The organism is Flavobacterium notoginsengisoli, assembly GCF_042686225.1.
In the GTDB taxonomy this organism is placed as follows: domain Bacteria; phylum Bacteroidota; class Bacteroidia; order Flavobacteriales; family Flavobacteriaceae; genus Flavobacterium; species Flavobacterium notoginsengisoli.
The window spans coordinates 53669-73354 of sequence record NZ_JBHUOT010000015.1 but is presented as its reverse complement, the minus strand read 5'-3'; the positions used below and the strand labels follow the sequence as shown (position 1 = coordinate 73354).

General features: G+C 40.9%; 22 protein-coding genes. 2 read left to right on the top strand and 20 right to left on the bottom strand.

The annotated features are described in order from the left end of the window. Window positions 1-163: 163 nt before the first annotated feature. The 17 genes from ACFS3A_RS24975 to ACFS3A_RS24895 all read right to left on the bottom strand — a co-directional run bounded on the left by ACFS3A_RS24975 (window position 164) and on the right by ACFS3A_RS24895 (window position 15762). Window positions 164-1198: a hypothetical protein gene (locus ACFS3A_RS24975; RefSeq protein WP_379828274.1), complete on the bottom strand. Its 1035-nt coding sequence runs from the start codon at window positions 1196-1198 to the stop codon at window positions 164-166. A 28-nt stretch (window positions 1199-1226) separates the two neighbouring features. Next, window positions 1227-2027 carry a hypothetical protein gene (locus tag ACFS3A_RS24970; RefSeq protein ID WP_379828273.1) on the bottom strand — a complete coding sequence of 267 codons (801 nt, stop codon included), beginning with the start codon at window positions 2025-2027 and terminating at the stop codon, window positions 1227-1229. 38 nt (window positions 2028-2065) lie between these two features. Beyond that, window positions 2066-2947 (bottom strand): conjugative transposon protein TraN, encoded by an 882-nt coding sequence (gene traN / locus ACFS3A_RS24965; RefSeq protein ID WP_379828272.1) that lies wholly within the window; start codon window positions 2945-2947, stop codon window positions 2066-2068. A gap of 9 nt (window positions 2948-2956) precedes the next feature. Further along, window positions 2957-4240: a conjugative transposon protein TraM gene (traM, locus tag ACFS3A_RS24960; protein ID WP_379828271.1), complete on the bottom strand. Its 1284-nt coding sequence runs from the start codon at window positions 4238-4240 to the stop codon at window positions 2957-2959. 275 nt (window positions 4241-4515) lie between these two features. Then, window positions 4516-5136, bottom strand: a complete 621-nt coding sequence (gene traK, locus ACFS3A_RS24955) for a conjugative transposon protein TraK (protein WP_379828270.1) — start codon at window positions 5134-5136, stop codon at window positions 4516-4518. A gap of 25 nt (window positions 5137-5161) precedes the next feature. Beyond that, complete coding sequence (gene traJ / locus ACFS3A_RS24950; RefSeq protein WP_379828269.1) at window positions 5162-6334, bottom strand: conjugative transposon protein TraJ; 1173 nt, start codon at window positions 6332-6334, stop codon at window positions 5162-5164. A gap of 32 nt (window positions 6335-6366) precedes the next feature. Beyond that, window positions 6367-7008, bottom strand: coding sequence for a TerB family tellurite resistance protein (locus tag ACFS3A_RS24945; RefSeq protein WP_379828268.1), 642 nt, complete (start codon window positions 7006-7008; stop codon window positions 6367-6369). 11 nt (window positions 7009-7019) lie between these two features. Then, on the bottom strand, window positions 7020-7640 hold the full coding sequence (locus ACFS3A_RS24940; protein WP_379828267.1) for a hypothetical protein: 621 nt from the start codon (window positions 7638-7640) through the stop codon (window positions 7020-7022). Window positions 7641-7657: 17 nt separating this feature from the next. Then, window positions 7658-8341: a conjugal transfer protein TraI gene (locus tag ACFS3A_RS24935; protein WP_379828266.1), complete on the bottom strand. Its 684-nt coding sequence runs from the start codon at window positions 8339-8341 to the stop codon at window positions 7658-7660. A 14-nt stretch (window positions 8342-8355) separates the two neighbouring features. Then, on the bottom strand, window positions 8356-10839 hold the full coding sequence (locus ACFS3A_RS24930) for a TraG family conjugative transposon ATPase (RefSeq protein ID WP_379828265.1): 2484 nt from the start codon (window positions 10837-10839) through the stop codon (window positions 8356-8358). A 32-nt stretch (window positions 10840-10871) separates the two neighbouring features. After that, complete coding sequence (locus ACFS3A_RS24925; protein ID WP_379828264.1) at window positions 10872-11186, bottom strand: DUF4133 domain-containing protein; 315 nt, start codon at window positions 11184-11186, stop codon at window positions 10872-10874. Next, the gene (locus ACFS3A_RS24920) at window positions 11186-11524 is read right to left on the bottom strand and encodes a DUF4134 domain-containing protein (RefSeq protein ID WP_449267448.1); all 339 of its coding nucleotides are present in this window, start codon (window positions 11522-11524) and stop codon (window positions 11186-11188) included. The genes ACFS3A_RS24925 and ACFS3A_RS24920 overlap by 1 nt, the downstream gene beginning before the upstream one ends. A 131-nt stretch (window positions 11525-11655) precedes the next feature. Then, a complete protein-coding gene (locus tag ACFS3A_RS24915; protein WP_379828263.1) occupies window positions 11656-12099 on the bottom strand; it encodes a hypothetical protein in 444 nt (147 codons plus the stop codon). 219 nt (window positions 12100-12318) lie between these two features. Then, window positions 12319-12516 (bottom strand): YqaE/Pmp3 family membrane protein, encoded by a 198-nt coding sequence (locus ACFS3A_RS24910; protein WP_379828308.1) that lies wholly within the window; start codon window positions 12514-12516, stop codon window positions 12319-12321. A 155-nt stretch (window positions 12517-12671) separates the two neighbouring features. Further along, window positions 12672-13868 (bottom strand): hypothetical protein, encoded by a 1197-nt coding sequence (locus tag ACFS3A_RS24905; RefSeq protein ID WP_379828262.1) that lies wholly within the window; start codon window positions 13866-13868, stop codon window positions 12672-12674. A gap of 32 nt (window positions 13869-13900) precedes the next feature. Beyond that, window positions 13901-14785, bottom strand: coding sequence for a helix-turn-helix domain-containing protein (locus ACFS3A_RS24900; RefSeq protein ID WP_379828261.1), 885 nt, complete (start codon window positions 14783-14785; stop codon window positions 13901-13903). A gap of 284 nt (window positions 14786-15069) precedes the next feature. Then, on the bottom strand, window positions 15070-15762 hold the full coding sequence (locus ACFS3A_RS24895) for a hypothetical protein (protein ID WP_379828260.1): 693 nt from the start codon (window positions 15760-15762) through the stop codon (window positions 15070-15072). Between the two features lie 327 nt (window positions 15763-16089). Here ACFS3A_RS24895 and ACFS3A_RS24890 point away from each other — a divergent pair, with 327 nt between their 5' ends. Together ACFS3A_RS24890 and ACFS3A_RS24885 are read left to right on the top strand one after the other, a co-directional pair. After that, a complete protein-coding gene (locus ACFS3A_RS24890; RefSeq protein WP_379828259.1) occupies window positions 16090-17787 on the top strand; it encodes an AraC family transcriptional regulator in 1698 nt (565 codons plus the stop codon). A 76-nt stretch (window positions 17788-17863) separates the two neighbouring features. Then, complete coding sequence (locus ACFS3A_RS24885; protein WP_379828258.1) at window positions 17864-18040, top strand: histone H1; 177 nt, start codon at window positions 17864-17866, stop codon at window positions 18038-18040. A gap of 169 nt (window positions 18041-18209) precedes the next feature. On the opposite strand, the gene ACFS3A_RS24880 is transcribed toward ACFS3A_RS24885, so the two are convergent. From ACFS3A_RS24880 to ACFS3A_RS24870, 3 genes are all read right to left on the bottom strand, one after another. Next, window positions 18210-18758: a hypothetical protein gene (locus ACFS3A_RS24880; protein WP_379828257.1), complete on the bottom strand. Its 549-nt coding sequence runs from the start codon at window positions 18756-18758 to the stop codon at window positions 18210-18212. After that, on the bottom strand, window positions 18751-19218 hold the full coding sequence (locus tag ACFS3A_RS24875) for an N-acetyltransferase (protein ID WP_379828256.1): 468 nt from the start codon (window positions 19216-19218) through the stop codon (window positions 18751-18753). Before ACFS3A_RS24875 ends, ACFS3A_RS24880 begins: the two co-directional genes overlap by 8 nt. Before the next feature lie 91 nt (window positions 19219-19309). Then, window positions 19310-19522 (bottom strand): hypothetical protein, encoded by a 213-nt coding sequence (locus ACFS3A_RS24870; RefSeq protein ID WP_379828255.1) that lies wholly within the window; start codon window positions 19520-19522, stop codon window positions 19310-19312. Window positions 19523-19686: the final 164 nt, after the last annotated feature.

The following is a 19686-nucleotide window of genomic DNA, read 5'->3' as shown; positions in this document are numbered from 1 at the left end:
ATTCTACCCTGAAAACCTCTATGGGATTAATAAAACCCTTAAGGGCCCGGAAGCAAAGCAGAGCGCTATATATGGCAATATGGGTACTGCTTATCCGAAAATCCTTCTCAATGACAGAAAAGAAATCCGTTAAGGGTTTCAGGTTTTCCATAAGTATTCTTCTTTATCGGATCCGCACCGTCCTTTTATTCTTCTGCTTTACGGTCTTCGCCTCCACTTTTTTCTGCGCGCCGGCGGCCGTTCTTTTTCCCTTCAGGGCGGAAAGACTGATTTTCTTCCCATCATCGTCATAAATATTCACAGCCTTGAACTGCGGACCGGCCTCAATCGAAAAACAGTAGTCTCTTTCCTTTACTTCAAAAACTGCAGCGCACCTTTCACCGTGTCTCAAACCGTTTAAAAGCGATTCCATATTCTCCGTGCTTTTATTCTTTAGAGGCAGCGTTTCAATTGCGTTTTTAAGATCAAACCCGTAATCCTGATAAAATTCCTTCATGCGGTAATTTCCCTCGGCACTGCGGTCATTGAGGTCGAACTGGACCCAAACCCCGTCCTTCTCCACTGCCCGTCCCGCCAGCAGATGATACGCCTGCTGCGGATTAAAAAAAGTTTCCCCGCTTTTAAAAAAGTGTGCTCTTGCAACCGTGGAATCTGAATCATTAAAAAGAGATGCTTTAAAACCATCAAAACCATACCCGCCGGAGCTGTCTTTAAAAAAAAACAGCTGATGCTCCATCCGCTCTTTTTCATTTACATAACGGGAAACAGGAACAGTAAACTGATTCTTTCCTGACAAGAGGTTCGACAGGATCTTATCTGCAGCTATCTGAAAACCGCACCTGGAGACAGCCTCCAAAAGCTTTTCACTATTTGCGGCGGTTTCTTTAAGGTAAGCGGTAACGGCTTTTTTTTCTGAAAAAGCAGCAGTAAATCTCCCCGACAGAAACCGCACAAACCGGTTAGGGTAAAGTTCTTTTTCAAGCATTCCCTTTTCAAATCTGACTCTCTTAAGAAGATAAAGCTCTTCAGGGTTCCTGGTTTGTTTGTATGCCAAAAGAAGATACCCGTAATGTCTTATCTTTTCCGAGAGAAGATAACGGTCTCTGCCCTTATCAGACGGGAAGAGTTTTCCGATTTTTTCCGTATGGGCCCTGAACTGAATCAGCTCCTGCTCTACCCTATTTATAGACGGTTCCATGGCCTGCTCTTGTTAATTGGTTTCAAAATCAGACCGAAGCCCTGTGACCACGCGACTGTTTCTTTTTCCTCTCTTCCTCCTCATCAGGCTCCGCCTGATCCTGCTTTCCTTTTTTCACTTCTTTGGATGTGCCCTGGGATTCTGTCTCACTTTTTTTCTGCTCTTTACTTTCACGGTCATTGATACGCAGCATATCGGAATCGTACATTTTCACTGTCTTGAACTGGGGATTGGCTTCGATAAAACGTTTTCTTTCCTCTCCGTTTACCACAACAGTCACCGACTGGATATTGCCTTTTTTAAGCGAATTCATCAGGTCTTCCTTAAACTTTGGAGTTTCAAGTTCCTTAATGGAATGTTTCTCCAATGCCGCCTCCAGATTATAGCCGTAATTCTGATGATAATGAACCATCTTAAAATTGGAATCTGGTTCGGAATTCTTAAAATCAAGCTTCGTCCAGGCGTTGTACAGCTGCCCTTCCTTGTTGACTAGGTCTTTGTTTACAGCTCTGCCTTCCAGCAGGTTAAAGGCTTCCTTCATCGTAAAATTATTGTCCTTGCCGATGTAAAAAATCTGTTGTACGGACTGGTCCGTCCCCTCTTTGGAAAGGCTGGCCTTGTAGGAATTAAAAAAATACAGATCGGTCTGGTCAGACTTCTTAAAGCTGAGCTCTGACAAAAGCGTGCTTTTTTCAAATGCAGTTTCATGTTTAAGGGTAAACTCCGTTTCTCCTTTTTCCATTTTCTCTTTTAACGCCGGCTGTAAGGTTTCCCCAAAACCAGTGTACTTGATCTGGTCTTCCAAAAATTTTAAATTTGTCTGATTCATGATATTGTATTTTAAGATTAGTATTATTAGTATTCGTTTTAAATGCCGTTCAGGATATCCAGATTCATGATATCCCTGTTCTTAATATCCACTTCAATCTGCCTGCCTCCGTTCTTTTCAATGAGCTGGATGGTCAGATACTTTTTCTCAGGAATGGTAAACTTTGACAGGGCATACACCAGAGTCACTTCCGACTTGTCGGGAACCGTGGTCAACAAAGAAGTGCAGTACAAAGGCAGTAGCTCTATTTCCTGGGAGGCGGTGCGTTTTGACTTTCTCTGATCACGGATAAAAAAACGAAGCTGGTCGATATCATAATTGATTCTGGATCTGTTGCCCAGCACCAGCCTGAAAAACAATACATCCTGATGGATAAAGATTCCGCTGACACGAAGGCTCATCTCAAACCTGGCACAGTTCAGTCCCGACACACTCTTTTTTTTAGACAAGGCCAATCCGGCATACTGTTCAATCTGTTTCTGGTTATCATTCTCTTTTGAAAACAAAACCGATTCATTTACCGCATAAGAATAATCAGCCTTTACATTTAAATCAGGACAGGTTTCCTCATAGTTCAGCATAAAAACATACAACCTGTTATCTGCCGTCACCACCGTGAGATTGGTCTGAACAAAATGTTGCCTGGCCGCTTTGACCAGTATTATATTCTCCACCCCTTTGGCTTTCTGCACCAGTACATCCGCACTGCCTTTATCCAGGCTCTTAACGGCATACGGGAAAACAATGCTTGTGGTCTTGGAACAGGCAATCTGAAGGTTTTTCAACTCTTCCTGATTCAATACCGTATTCTTATACCCCTGTCCAAAGACTGCCATAACATTTAACAAAAGCCCCATTATGACGATCCAATTCCTTTTTCCAACACTCTCCATCTTTTTCATCTTTATCTCTATCTTCATCCCTCACAATTATCTCAAATTCTTCTGTTTCTCATCATACAGCAATACCTGATAGCCTGCCTTCACCACTACCTTAACCAGTTTCACCTTTTTGCTCATCAGGCTTTTCGCCGCTTCAATTCCCATCCCTGCCGCCTGTGCTCCCCAGGAATCCGTCACCCCGGAAAGTCCCAAAGTCTGAATGGATCGGTCTGCCGAAGCCTTGGCCACATCCCTGTTAATGGCTCCCGGAATATAAATCCCGTCAATCCCATCCAGATCATAAACTGCAAGCTCTACTGGAAAAATGGAATTCTTAAACTGAATGTTCTCAATCTTCACTTCCAGCCGTTCCCCTTTCAAAGAGGCCGTACCGTACAAAAAAGTATTCCGGGGTATTAAAACATCCTGAAGCAACATGTCACTCACCAGCCTGAGCTTCACCACTGATCCATTGACAATGGTCTGGGTTTCATGAACAACTGCCTCAATAGAATTTCCAGACTCCTGCGAAGCCTGAACCGAATCAGCACCATAGAATCCATTCAACTGTACTGAAGCTAATGACGGCATATCCTGCTGTAAGGAAGTCATATTGTCCACTTCCTTTTTACGGCTGACAGTAAAGCTTTTTCCTCTTTTACTGTCAGCATCCCTCTGCAGCCTTTCCTGTACCCTTGAAGGATGCTGGATATCCAGTATATTCTCAAGCATACCACCAAGCTGCTGCAGCTCAGGATCAGGTTCCTGAGAGGAGCCCATCACAGACATCAGCTGTTCCAGATTCTTAATCTGTCCTGAAAGTTCATTGGAAGAACCGTAATTTTCAAACTCCCTCATTTTCTGTCCATACTTATCCGGCGTGGAAGGCCGGCTGATTACTTTCTGCAGCGCCTCAAGCTTTTCATATACTTTCTGCTCTTTTTGGTCCTGAAACGAAAGGGTATTGAGCCCATGTGTTTTATTGGGAAAACGCTGCATTTCAAAATCATCCCTTGTAAAATCGGGAACTGATTCCCCCTGCACGGCATTGGAATAATTTGGATCTTTTTTGATCTGCTCCCGAAGTTTTATGGAATCAACCGCAGCCTGATCGTAATAGCTCATTTTATCCAGCGCCGAATCTTCCTTAAATTTCGGAACGGGCAGGTTAAAGTTGAATCCTTTGCGGCTGTCCTTCCCTTCCTCTGCTTTTATCCTTCCGCCCCCCAGTGTATAAAACAATAAGGTTATAAAGGGAAGTGTTATAATTGGCAGCATCAGCAGCATTTTTCTTTTTTTATTTTCTTTGATTGATACTATTTTTTGTTCCATGATCTATTTACTTTAAAAAAATTAATGGTCTCAGCTTCAAAGGCATTTGCCCTATTCCCGATACAACATCCTTAGGAAAAGGATACATATACAATCCACAGCAAGCAACTTGCTGAGCACAGCACAAATAAAACCAGTAGCCAGATCAGCTTCCTTCTGGAGAGTCCTTGCACCAGACCATTCATTTTATCTGCCCATTTATGCTGTGCAAAATGATAATACCGATCCAAAAGGAAAAATATCCGGGGTTTATGAGATATCGGTTTCATGGTGGTCTATTTTCTGTTCTTCATTGTTAAATCCCTGTTTTCAATCGTATTGAAACGTTCTATCAAAAAACCGTGCGGATTGTTGTCGCTTCTCGATACATTACGCAGACTGCCTTCGGTAATCAGGTTTCGCCTTAGTATGCTTGTTGTTCGTATAATATGCTGCTGGGCAAAACATTTAAACCGGTAAGGATACTCCTTGACATCAACGGCAATACTGTCTATGCGAATGGTCTGGCTGATATTCCCCGAGATAATCCCGGAATAGAATCCATTCTCCTTCAGGTCATCATAAATCCTTTTGGCGCTGTCATCGGCCAGATAAAGCGCTTTGGTCACATTGGTCCTGATCACTTTATCATCAGGATCCAGGGTAAAGAAAAACTGATGAAAGGTCTTGACATGATCCCTGGCCTCCACTGCCACATTATCCTTCCGCTCCGAAGCGTAGGCTTCCAAAGCTTTGCCGTTGGCCAGTATATAGACCTTATCCTGCATCAGTGTGACCAACTGATGACTTTTGTAAAGCGCATAACAGCTGATCAGTACACAGCCTGTAATCACCAGCATGGTAAATCCCCTGACATAACGGAACGCCGTATCTATGTTTTTCATTTTGGTAAACATGATTGTTTATTGTTTTTAGGTGATATCAGGAATTCCCTTTAAGCCTGTCCTTATTGTAATTTCCCTTCTCTTCAAAGTAGGGTGAACTTCCTGCCGAAGAAGACATGCTCTGCGTCATCCTTCCTGCCGCATTCCCCATCGCATCAAGCACCATTCCTGCTCCCTGTGATGCTCCTCCTGTCGCTAAAGATGCCGAGCTGCTGAACAGACTGGTCACTTTCTGCCCAAGGGCCCCTCCTCCTGCCGCATGGACGATATAGTTGGCTACCGAAGGCACTGTAAAGTACCCGATAATGCCGATTACCATAAAGATCAAATAGGCGGTATCGGTCCTGCTGAAAAAAGTGTCCCCTGAGGATTGAACCTGGGATAAATCCAGTTTGAGCATGAGCTCCTGAATCTTACCGATGATGCTTCCAAAAATATTGGCTACCGGAAGCCAGAGATAAATATTGATATACCGCGCCAGCCACACCGTGAGCGTATGCTGAAACCCGTCAAAGACCGCTATCCCGAATACCAGTGGCCCGAGAATGGATAATACCACCAATTGAAAAGTCCTAAGGGTATCAATACACAGTGCCGCAGCCTCAAAAAGCACCCTCAATACCTCGCTCATCCACTCCTTGACGGAATTCCGGAAGTTATAAGAAGCCTTTTCCATCGCAAACTTGACATCATTGCCGATTCCGGCCAGCATACCCTCATCAGAAGGATCTTCATCATGGGTATATTTGTACCACCTGTCCCGGTCACCGCTTCCTGAAACTCCCACATACATCTTCCAGGGATCGGTTTCTTTAATTGCTTTTTCCTTCTCTCTCAAAAGCACCGCCACCGCATTATTGGAACCTGTGACCATAGCTCCGGTAGCGATAACGGTGGGTTTCATCACACCGTTTATAAGAGCGAGAACAGAAGGAAAAATCATGATGCAGAACCCGATCACAAAAGGACGGAAGAGCGGATAAAAATCAATAGGTTCCGCATTGGCAATATGTCGCCAGACCCTTGAGGCAATATACCAGATCGCTCCAAATCCGGCTATCCCCTGTCCCACTGCAATCAGATTGCCGCATAACGGCATCATCTCCTCATAGAGCTGGTCCAAAACCGAATGCAGACTCTGCATCTCATCACCAAGTCCCTGTCCCACACTAAGAAAAGGCATCAATAGCACAACAGTCGTAAAAACCATTCTGCCAAAAGTTTTATAACGGCCCATCTCTTTTAGTTTTTTAATTCGTGAAGATTTCCCGAAACATATACATCTAAAACTTCTTTAGCTCTCTGTACTAGCAGCACATTGGTCTGCTTATTAAAACTGCGCAGAAACAAAAGCTTGTCCTGCATCTGCAGATAAATACCGTCTACCGCTTCCAGCCTCTCATCATCTGACATCCGGAGTTTATCAGCCGTCACCACCATCAGCAGTTCATCCAGGTTGCGCAGACTCTGGTTCAGCAGATTTCCATAGACCTTTTCAAAATACCCGATCTCCTGCGCACTGAAACTGCCGCTGCCCGTAAAACGATGCAAACCGTTTTTGCTTTCTTTCACCAACAGCAGCTGAAAATTGACAATGTCCCCGACCCTTTTATAGTTCTTAACTGCAGGGCTCACCTGCATCAGGGCGTCCAGAAAAGTTTTATGCAGACTGAAGTTCCCCTCAGACATTTCCTTAACTGTCTTGTAACCTCCCGACAATAGATCATATCCTTTTTTCATGTCACTGAGAATCTTCTTAAACTGGGAAAGCTTTTCAATATTCAAAATCAGCTGTTGTACTTCTGCCGACTGCGCTGCTGCCTTCTCAGGCACCAAACCCAGGCACATTACCAGTACCAATAATATAATTCCTATCTTTTTCATCACTGTCTAATTTACAATCCATAAATACCCTCCAAATCAACTGCATCCTTTCGATCCCCTGCTTTTGCAATACAAAGCAGTTTAGCCTCCTTTCCAAAAGACAGACAGAAATTATAATCGGCAAGCATGGTTTCATGCAATACGTCAATACGTTCTATCCGCTGGTCATCCTTGAGCTCCAATGCAGCATCAGTGACAACAACCAATAGTTCGTCTAGTGTCCGGCTGCAATTCTTGAGCAGTCTTTCAAAAGAACGTTCGATATAATCCAGTTCATCCCCATGAAACAAATCACTTGTAGAAAGAGCAACATAAGTCTTTTTACAGCTCTTCATGATTTTCAGCTGCAATGAAACAATCTCTGCGACCTTATAATAATTCCTGACTTTTGGATTGATCTTAACAAGCGAGGTAAAATAATCCCCATGCAGGTTCACCTCCCCTTTCTTCGCATCTCCGATAAAATTCAGGCCTTTAGACACGGCCGAATATCCTTTTTTGGCATAATCCATATATACCTGGAGCGCCGCAATCTGAAGCAGCAATTCCTTTTGCTGTTTGGCCTGAGCCTGAACCACCGAATGAAAAACCAGCATTACCAACACTACTACAACCACCAACCCTCTTTTCATGATCTTTTTTTTATCAGTTATGGGATTCCGTAAAATTCTCTGAGCTGCTTGACATCTGCCTCTGTTTTAGCCCTCTGAAGGCTCAGCATCACATTCTGCTGATTAAAAAGCAACAAGTCATCATAATTCGCATCGATCTGGTCTGCCGCCCTATTGATAATCTCAAGCCTTTTCAGATCGCTCATCTGGGTAGTAAAAGAATCCAATATCAAAAAAATCTGGTCGATATTCTTTACACTTTCTTCCAAAATCCCTGAATACACCTTTTCCATGTACTGTATCTCATTCTGCTTAAAATGCGGGTCCTGCCTGAAAAGATTCCAGGCTCTTTCGTATTCCCTGACCAGTCTGGTCTGCTTCACGGTAATTTCTTTTATTCTCTGATAATAGGTAATCAGTGACTTCACCTTGGCCAGTTCCTCGTAATAACCTTTATAGAGGTCTTTCTGTTTTTGGGTCCAGTCCGAGATCTCATCCAGTTTTAATTTAGACAATACATTTTCCACCTGTTTCTGGGCATTCTGCAGCCAGATGGTCTTGTTCTGCAGTTTCTGAATCCTCAGGTCAATGGCCTTGATTACTTTTTTGGTCACTGTCTTTACAATTTCCAGTATCGGAATCACTGCCATGGTATTGGCCGGTCTCACCGGAATACTGACCAGTAGCAGACACGCTATCAAGAGTATTATTTTTGCTTTCATCTTTATCTTCATCTTCATTTTCCCATCACGTAATTTCCTTCCCGCATCTCCTGAGCCATCGCCGCAATCCCTTTTTTGATATCCCCTCCAAACTTTGCGGCATAGGCATTCATTTTCACTTTCTCACTTTCTTCTGTGGTATAGGCCAGATATTCTTCGAGTGATACCTCAGTTCGGTATACTTTGGACAGCATTCCTCCCAGGGAGATAAAAACTTCCTTGTATTTTAGGGCCGGATCATTGGCCTTGTTGACCGAAAGTACCAGTGCTTTTTCTTTCTCTGTTAATCCCAGCAGTTCCTGAATCTGGTCAAACTTGTTCTGGTATTTACTCTGATCCAAAAGGATCTTACAGTCGCTGTTATTGATAATGGCCTGCTTGACCACGGGAGAAGAAATGATATCTTCCACCTCCTGCGTGACCACTATGGCTTCTCCAAAGAACTTCCGAACCGTCTTAAATAAATACTTGATATAACTTGCCATACCTTCCTTGGCAATAGCCTTCCAGGCTTCTTCAATCAGGATCATTTTACGTATCCCTTTGAGCTTTCGCATTTTATTGATAAAGACCTCCATAATGATAATCGTTACCACCGGAAAAAGAATCGGATGGTCTTTGATATTATCGAGCTCAAACACGATAAACCTCTCCTTTAAAAGATCCAGATTCTCCGTGGCATTCAAAAGATAATCAAACTCCCCGCCTTTGTAATACGGACGCAGCACATAGAGAAAATTGCTCACATCAAAGTCTTTTTCCTTTACTTTATCACCCTTTAAAACCGAAACAAACTCCTCCTTTAAAAATTCATAAAAGCTGTTAAAGCAGGGAAAAATATCCTTACTCCTGTCCAGTTTATCATAATACAGCTGCAGTGCATTGGAAAGGGCGACATACTCGCTTCTGTTAAAGGTTTCATCATCTTTTTTCCAGAGTGCCAAAAGCAGTGTTTTAATACTTTCCTTCTTCTCCGTATCCAGACTGTCCCCTTCCGAAATATAAAAAGGATTAAAACGGATCGGGTTATTTTCGTCATAGGTAAAATAATACCCTCCAACCATATCACACAGCCCTTTGTAACTGTGTCCGACATCCACCAGCACGATATGGGTTCCCTGCTCGTAATAACTCCTGACCATATGGTTGGTAAAAAACGATTTGCCGCTGCCCGAAGGCCCCAGTATAAACTTATTGCGGTTGGTGCAGATCCCCATCCGAACAGGCTCATCGCTGATATCCACGTGAACCGGTTTACCGGTCAGCCTGTCCCCTAAACGGATTCCCATGGGACTGAGCGATGAACGGTAACCCGTTTCCATATTCAGGAAACAGACTGCCTGTTCCGTAAAAGTGTCAAAGCTATCATTCATGGGAAAGTCCGCTTCATTTCCCGGCATGCCGGCCCAGTAGATCTGAGGTGCTCCAACCGTTTCCTGCTTGGCTGCGGCATCCATCTGCGCCAGTGACGAGGAAACCTTATTTTTAATCTCCTTCAGCTCTTCCTTGTCCGTGCTCCAGGCCAGCACATTAAAATGCGCCTTCACCGGTAATCGCTGCTGGGATACCGCTTCATTCAGAAAATCATTCGTCGCATCACGGGCAATCAGGTTCTCCCTGCTGTAAGCCGACAACGACTGGAGCCGAAGTCTTTTACTCTCCATTTTCCGGATGGTTTTCTGAGCATCCTCAATAAAAATGTACTGGTTGTAAATGTGATTACACGACAACAACTGTCCCAGTGTCGAAGCAAAACCCACACTGAACTTGGTTTTATCGGTGGAATAACGGTCATAGTTTATCCGTGAACCACACAAAGCCGGCAGGTCTGCCGCATCACCAAGGGTAAACAACTGACAGTGTTTGTCCCCAACCCGCAATCCCTGATCAAACTCAATATCTGAAAAAACAAACGAATCGTGTTGTTCGGCTAAAAAGCAGTACTTTTCAATCAGCCCGATACTCCGGCTTTCGCTTTTAAGGGCATCATTCTTCAGACGAATAAGGGAGACAAAACCACTGTCTTCCATGATTCTCTTAAACTGCCCTGTACAGTCAATGAACTCCTGCAGCAGCAGCTTATTCAAAGTCTCTTCCGGCACCAGACTGCCTCTGATCAGACTGGAAAATAAGGAGGTGGAATTTTTCCTTCCTACAGGTTTCTTGGTCAGCATGATATAACAGGAATGCTCCAGAAAAGGCCTTTCATTAAAAAACCGTTCACTGCTGCTGCTTAAAAAACTGCTGTCAGCACCCGAGAAATTCGCTTTATACCCTTTTTCCAAAAACCAGTCCTGCTTGTGAAAAACGCAGAATTTCGGCAGCACCTTCAAAGCTTTAATCCAGCACTGGTGAAAAGCCTCATACTCCTGATCCGATAAGGTAAAAATCTCCGGCAGCTCTGCCTTGAATACCACCGTTACATCTCCCTGTTTGGACACAATACAATCGTGTTCCACTGCCATAACAGGCAGCAGTTCTTCTATCCTCTTCTCCATCCCTCTGCTTTTTAACGATTAACGTTCTGCGACTATATCTTAATAAAAACCGCCCTGCTGTAAACCTTAATGCTTTTTGGAAGCTGTCTTCGCGCCACCGCTTTCATCATGCCGTGCTCGCCATATTTGTTACTCATCCTGTAGATCTTAAAAACCAGCAGACCTCCCGAGCTTCCAATAATCCCAACACATAAAAGCGAAGGAATCCCTATGATATACAGGATCGAAAAGAGTACCAGCAATCCCACTACTCCCCCTCCTAAATACCAGATATACTGTGATTTTAACCCCTTGAATTCAATGCTTTGATTAATACCCTTATTGACGGTATAAACACTGTTTGCCATCAGACACCAAAGAAAGATTTGATCACTGTAGCCACCACAACAAGAAAGACACAGCTTCCAAACCAAGCCGCTGCTACCTTGCCCGTATCAGGATCACCGGCATTCCATTTCTGATAAACCTTAACAGCCCCTATAAGGCCAAGAATAGCTCCAACTGCATACATAAGTTCGGTACCCGCATCAAAATAGCTTCGTACCTTCTGATTGGCTTCATTAATCCCGGCCACACCATCCTGACCATATCCGGTTCCATTAATTACCATCAGTAAAAAAACTGACGCAATTACTACTTTATTCCTTCTCCAGAAACTCTTTAATTTCCTACACCATCTTTTCATCTCTGCTCATTTAAATTAAATTAGTACTTGAAATAAAGACCGAGAAATCCCACTGTTACAACTACTATCTCCTTGTCACAAATCGCCATACCGCATTAGAGTGAACAGGGGAAATTTCTCTGTCTATTTTTTTACTGCTGCTCTTCCCACAGCCCGTCAATTTCCCCATAGGTCAAAACAAATTCGGGGTATTTTACGCTCTCTGAGATTACAAGTGAATTGATTTTTTCCCGAAGGGCGGACTTCTTTACGAAGGGATATTCAGAAAGAATAAACCGCATATAATTTTGAAACTCCATTTTGGAAATACCTCTAGTATCACTTTCGGTAAATACTTCTAAAATTTTATTATACAATTCCTCAGCATCTTCAAGAGTAATGAAAGATTCTTTGTATTCTGAAAATAATCCAGATTGCGTCACAGGTTTCTCCTTTACGGAAAACCTATTCCATTTTCCCTGAAAAAGGTCCAGGAGATCTTTCAGATTGTATTTATAAATAAGAAAGCCGTACCATACCGCCACAAGAATCAGCATTGCAGCAAAGTAGCTGCTCCATGAAATATTTGAAAGCATAATTTTTTATTTATTGGTTGAACATCTGCAAATCATCCTGCGCATTCCGATTTTAATACAGGGCAAAGGAACAATTGCAACGGGTGTGCTACAAGTACAACTTTTTCTGTACCCTTTTGTACCCCGAGTAAAAAAAGGGATTAATGCAATTATTGGAAATAAAAAAGCCTCTGAAAACCATTAAGGTTTCCAGAGGCTCCATTGGCCGGCTGGCAGGTTTTATTTTGATCTCATTGCTTTAATAAGCTTGGAGCTTCGTCTGTCCGCTCTTGAATTCTGAAGAGAGACTACTGCCCATAGGGCTGCCGGAATCCACCCGACTAAAGTAAGCTGCAGTGCAAAGCACAGCAGGGCCGTCAAAAGTTTTCCCCTCAGAAGAAATGAAAGCGGCGGAAAAAAAATAGCGATTAATGTCATCATAGTTTTTGTTTTAATAATTCATAAAATCAATCTGCGGCAGCTAATGGCGGTCTTAATTCAGTCCGCACCTGCCCCTCTGTTAATCCTTAAGCTGCAATATCAGACCCGCTTGGGATGACTTTGTTTCATTCACGTGCAGGAAATTCAACAATCTAGTACGATTTAATCTTTCTTATCATTTTCTCGAGTGTCAGTATGGCAATATTTTTATCATTTTCCTCCGCATTGTAGGATTTGCTTCTGACCGACTGATAGGAAAGGTCTTTTTTAAATGTTGTGGATAAATGAGGCACAATCCTTTGGAATACCAGGGTCATGGATCTGGATTTCACCACTCTTGCCTCATCTGCCGCCCTAAGGATAATTCCTATCTGATCCGCAGAAAGATCACATTCCAGCTTGTTTACATTCTTATGACCGGGATGAAGCTCATTCTCGGTTTCCAGCGCTGAAAGTTTCATCAATTTCTCATAATATTCGATTTCATACCTGAACCAGTTTTCTACAACCGTCCTGAGCGACTGCATATCCCCATTGAAAAACAGGCGGCAGTCTGTCTCAATCTGGCTGAACTCCTTAAAACAATAAGCTATCAGGCTCAGCTTTTCAGAAATAAGTTCTGATTCATCCACTTTTCCCGATACTCTCTTAAGCAGTAGGTTAATGTAACTCTTGCTGTTGAAATTCAGCGCAATCAGTCTGCGGTCAAGCACGGAAAAAAAAACACTCTCACTTTCTATGGAACCCAAACTTTCCAATTCCCTTACAACTGTCTTTTGATAAAGTGTCTGGCGAAATGTCAAGCGGTTTCTGTTTTTCAGTGAAAGCACAGCTGCCAGTTCGTCATTGACTATTTTTAAAACCTCCTGTTGGTCACCAGAATTGACTACATGCTTCTGATGCTGCATTTTTTTTAGTTTAAGCTGCATCTCTTTTCGGAAAACCAACAGATAGGAAACCGGTACCTTTTCATCCAGATTCAGATAAGCAGTATATCTGTTCTCAAGAAAGGATAAAAGTTCATCGAGACATTTCATTATGATTTCTGCAGTTCGTACAATTTCCGGACGCTGAAAAGAAGCTGATCTGCTGCTTTCCGCCATATGATCCATCAGATAAATCAGGGTGGAATGATACTTTCTTACCAGCAGACGGATCTGCCTTTTTCGCCTCATTGCGAAAATTTCATTTTTGACCCTTACCTGAATCCTGCTGGATTCAAGTGTCGCATTCTCTGAAATTACTGCCAGATCGGCTTCCGAAAGCATACTGACATCTGTCTTAGCGGGATTAAAATGCTGCAATACCAGATAATCCAGCCACTCTAAAGGATATTTGTTGTTTATCATTTTCATGTTTTAATAGCAGTTAATGGTGAAAACTAACGACTCTTAAATCTCTCGATAGTATTCTTACGGTACTCAGATGGGGTACAGAACATTGATTTTCTAAAAAAAATGCTGAAAGAAGCGACTGAACTGAATTCCAGCTCTTCCGCTATTTCCGCCATCGTGAGATGCGGATTCTCTAAAAGGCCGACTGCCTCTGAAACAACGGCTTCCGTTATAATTTTTTTGGCGGCTTTGCCAGTCACATCCTTGACCATTTTGCTAAGGTGTTCGGGGCTTAGATACATTACGCCGGCATAAAACTTGACAGTATGATGTTTTCGGCAATGGATGGACAGCACTGTGAGGAACTGCGAAGCTAAGCTTTCTGACCTTGAAAAGTTCATGCCACCTGCTGAGAGGTACTTGACAGTAATCAGATTCATCTCAAAAAGAAGCAGATTTAAACTGATCTGCTGCAGCTTGACTTCAAATTCATTGGCAAGACTGCCGCTGATCTCTGCATAGAGCAGCCTGCAGATTAAGGAAAGCACCATATAATCATTTTCATCCAGACTGATTTTTACAGCTTCATTTCCGGAGCCGGACGAGAATAAATCATTCTGATTAAAACTGAAACCGTGTCCGTTAATACCGGAAGAAAAAGTAATTAAAAAAAACTGCAGCCTGCTGCCTGCTTCTATCCCGGTAAACGAAGTGTTTTTAGGCAACACCAGCAGATCATGTGCTTTTAAATCCTGATTAATCTTTTTCAGCTGCACCTTAAAACTGCCGGACTTCATTAAAAGAACCGCAGGATTATCAATCACAAAAGTTTCATCAGCAGCGGTCCTGCTGACATATTTCTTAACAAAATAGATCTTAAACATCCTAGCAGACAATTCAATGCGTTCAATATTAATCAAATCTTTCAGCATAATATATAATAGTAGTCATTTAAAAAATTGAAAAAACTGCCCTGTCATTCTTCGAATCTTCTTTTTATGGCTATCCAGCACAAAAAATAAAGATTCAAAAGTATCGTCAGATAAAGGATGTAAAACATAAACCTTCTGTGTCCGTATCTCATAAAATCCTCTATCCCGTTAAATAGGAAAAGGTCAATAATAAAATAAAGACTGATCAGATTAAAGGAAAGCAGCAGTATATACAAAATAGCATGTGGTTTCATTTGTGGGTAGATTAATATATTATATTGTAACTAAAAGCATCCTTCCAGCAGGGCTATTACAGAAATGAGCGGAGCTTCGCCGGCGCTAAAGAACCTTTTAGCCCGCTTATTTCCTATAAGAATATCCCAGTCTTTATCCTTACGCTCTTCTTCGGAATAAAGTGAATATCTGGAAATCGAGCAGATCGTTAAAATGGTTTCTTTTTCCTCATTTGAGAAAACAACATCAGCCAGCACATCCGATTCATATTGAACAATATAGCTGTAGGTAATATCGAATTCCTGCTGCCTTTTAAGGATAAGGCCCTGCAGAAAAGCAATAAGACCTGTTTTGACTTGGCTCTGCAGGACACTATTCTGCACAATCGAAATCATGCTGTTATCCGGATCCTCCATTATGGACTGGACCATTTCATCGCTCAAGGGTATTAATCTTCCGGTTGTATTTCTATTATTATAGAAATTTTCCGCTACAAATCTGATCTGTCCGGCCAGTTCAGAAACCGAATTGGGAGCCAGACTGTTTTTATAATATTCGTTAAGCACGCTGTAAACTTTGGCGCCATTTTTATCATAGGGGTTAGCGGGATTGGCGGGACCACCGGTTTGGGCAGCGGCTCCTGCGTCGGCATTCGGGAGATTAACCGAAGTTTGAGCATCTGGTTCAGCGGAACATGAAATAAAAAAAACAGGTATTATAATGCATAATAAAATGGTTTTCATGATTTAGTTATTTGAATGTGAACGGAAATTTCTTCCCAGTTCCTTTCATCCGGATAAGCAGAACTTTTATCCGGCACCCTGCCGGACATTATGCTTTTGAATTCGAGGCAAATCTATACAGCCTTAAAATACCATGCAACATAAGCTTTGCGGGTTTTCGGCATTTCCGCTATGGATTTTCGAGAAATCCGCAGTGCTTTTATTCCGAAGAATTCAATAAAATTCCAATAGTTTGTGTTATATTTAGCGCGATTCAATGTAAAATTATTCGGACAATTAATCCGAGGAATCAGATTACCATATCCTAAAACACTTAATCAGCCAGCTATGAATAGAAATACTCTACTCCTTTTTTTACTGCTGTCTCACTTACCAGCATTAGCACAGAAAAACCTTTCCAGAATACCCGATTCCCTTCAAAATAGGAATTACGACTATCTGGACAAAAGATTCTACCAGCTGAAAAGGGACAGTGCAGCCGCGTCGGTGTATGCATACGCTTTTCTGCAAAAAGCAAAAAACGAGCAAAATAGCAAACAAATAGTCAACGGTTTCCAGAATCTGATGCTGCTTTCGCCCGGAAAAATCAGAATCATTTATGCGGACAGCATGATAAACGCATCCAAAAAGTCCTCTGACAATGCACTCATCGGATCAGCTTACCTTACCAGAGGGACCGTATACTACGGGCTGAAAATGCATCAGCCTGCCATGGACAATTACCTCATCGCAAACGGCTATATTTCAAAAACCAAGGACCAGTACCTGATCCATAAAGTAAAATACTGCATTGCCCTCACTAAACTGTACGCCGGTTTTTATGACGAAGCCGTTTCCCTTCTCAGCGAATGTGCGGATTACTACAGTAAGGAAGATCCTAGACCGTATCTGAATTCACTTCATTCACTCGGGCTTTGTTACACTAAGTTGGGAGATTACGGAAAAAGCGCTGAAATAAACAGCCTTGGAATTTCAGAAAGCAAAACAAGAAAAATCGAAGAGATGGTTCCTTATTTCACGCAGTCCGAAGGAATCAACGAATATTTTAAAAAGAACTACGGCACTTCAATCAAAAATCTGGAATCCTCAATTGAACCCATCAGGGAAAACAATGACTTCGGAAATGAAGCCGTAGGTTACTTTTATCTCGGCAAAAACTACTGGTCACTGCGCCAGAAAGAAAAAGCGGTTCCCTATTTTGAACTTGTAGATAAAATATTCCGGGATAAAAAGTATGTCAGAGCAGATCTGAGACAGGCTTTCGAACTGCTGATCAGCTTTTATAAAACCAAAAAAGATTTACGAAAACAACTTTATTATATCGATCAGCTTTTAAAAGCAGACACTGTTCTGACCGAAACCAACAGATACATAATTGGAAAAATCCATAAACAGTATGACACTCAAGAGCTGCTTCATGAAAAGGAAAGGATATCGGCGGAAAATGAAAGCATGACAGCGGAGCTTATTTCAGAAAAAAGGTATGACATCATATTTGCTGCCGTAATCCTTATATTATTCCTTATATTATTAGGAGCCAATTACTTTCATAAAAGGACTAAAAGAACTGCCAAAAAGAGATATCAGGCTCTAATGGATGAGTTTGATGCAAAGATCACCGCGCCAAAGACAAAAACCGTAAAAGATGCGATTAAGAATATCAGTCCTGATACGGTGAACTTTCTTCTGAGGGAACTTGACAATTTCGAAAAAAATAAAAGATTCCTAGAAAAAGACTGGAACCTGACCAGCCTTTCCGCCGCTTTTAACACCAATCCCAAGTACTTGGCCATTGTGCTGGAGGACTCCAGAGAAAAAGGAATCACTAATTATATCAATGGCCTCCGCATTGAGCATATTATAACACTGCTGCGCAAGGAACATAAATTGAGAGGCTATACGTATGAAGCTTTAGCAGTAGAGTCCGGCTTCAGCACCACGGAACGTTTTACGAAGGCCTTTTTAAAAAAGACAGGTATTACGCCGCAGTTTTTCATTGAAGAAATAAAAAAAGAAAAAATATAATTCTTTAAAGCAGCACGCATTAGGATATTATTTTTTACTTTCTATTTTTGCACCGTAATTAAAAAACAGAAAATTTATGAAAGATCTATTAGCAAAAATCAATGCTGAAATCGAAACATTCAAAACAGAATCTGAATCATTATCAGAAAAAGGAATTAAAGCTGCCGGGGCAAGAGCGCGAAAATCTTCCTTAGAACTGGAAAAACTATTAAAAGAGTTTAGAAAAGTTTCTATTGAAGAATCAAAAAAATAATTCAATCTTACTCTAATTATTAAGCCTTCAAGAAATTCTGGAAGGCTTTTTCTTAATAGATAGATTTTTATAAATCATATATAAATCTATAAGTGATTTTAAACCTAGCCACCCAATATTTTATTAAAAGTACTCCAATTAAATTGGAACTCAAAAGAGTAATTGTTGTTTACCGGCTGATATCTAGAGTTTCTAACTTTATAGATTCATTAAACTTTACATGTTTTTCAATTTTTGGTCTCCATTTGTCTTGTGTTGACATAGTATCACAAATTTTTTCCTGAAAATAAACTTGAATCCATGTCTTTTTATGGAACTCACAAACATTCTGATATGTTTTTTCCGAATGTATCATTAACTTCAAAATAAATTCTTCTTTAGGTTCTCTATGATTGTTTATGACCTGGCTTAAACTTACCGGAGTTATATCAATATCTTTTGCAAAACTACTTCTCTTATTGTAAATAGTATCAATATATACGGATAGGAATTCTGAAAAATAATGGTGATCATCATAAGTCGGTTTGCTTATATAAGCTTCCATTTTTAATTTTAATTGTAATAATTTGGCACGAATGACCTGATCTTTAGGTAAGCTTTTAATCCGTTGTAAACGTGCTTCCATTAAAGCAGCTCCATCGGTATCACGTTCTGAATCTGATATGTATCTTGAATCTACTCCAAATTCAATATCTTCAATATTTACTTTCTTATTCATTATCGTATTTGTTTATCAAATTTAAAATTTCCGGAACCTCAAGACTCAAAGTCATTCCGGTTATGTTCATTTTGTATTTGTCTATATAATGCTGGGCAATACTACTTTTTGGTTTAAGTGATACACAAGCGAACTGCGCATACTCTACTACTGCAATTTTCGCAGCATAGACAATTAAGTTTGCAGCAATATTGTCAAATTTCTTATTTGTACCTTTATTTTCTAATGAAACAGTCAGAAGTCTAATATGAATTCTAAATTCTTCGGGTATTCTTTCCAAAGAAATAATTCCTAAAATATCATTTGAATTGATAATTTTCAGCTTATAGATTTCGTAACCCTTTTCAGCCTTCCAATCAAAAAAATAGCGTTTTTTATCTATAGACTTAAAATCATTATCTTCTACAGGCAGAATTTCTACATTGTAAATTTTTCCTGAAGAAGTTTCTCTAATTGTCATTTTACAAATTTACAAATAGTTTCCATATAGCGGAAACTTTTATTGTTAAGTTTACGTTTTTAGGAAAATCGAAGTTAACTTACTTATATGCTTATAATTTAAGCAATAATCCTTCAATAATATGTTTTACACTAATGTCATGTAGTAAATAATTGAATTTAATTTTTAATGTAACAGATGTAACACTGAGGTTTTCCCATTGCTGCTCTTGTGCTATCTCCACATGTATGACAAACATTTTCTCCAAAATTATAATTGTTCCAATATGACCATCTGTTGTAGCAAGTTTGACAATATGGGGCATTTGGATTGTAAAAAATTGTTTGGTGGCATCGAATGCAAAATCCTTGTGCTTTATAAACTTATTTATTTTTGAAATTTTGAAGCTTACCTAATTGAGTTATTTCCAATCTGGAAAACTGCAAAATTGATTTAACCTCCTTAGTAGCTTTCTTGTAAATCTCTCCT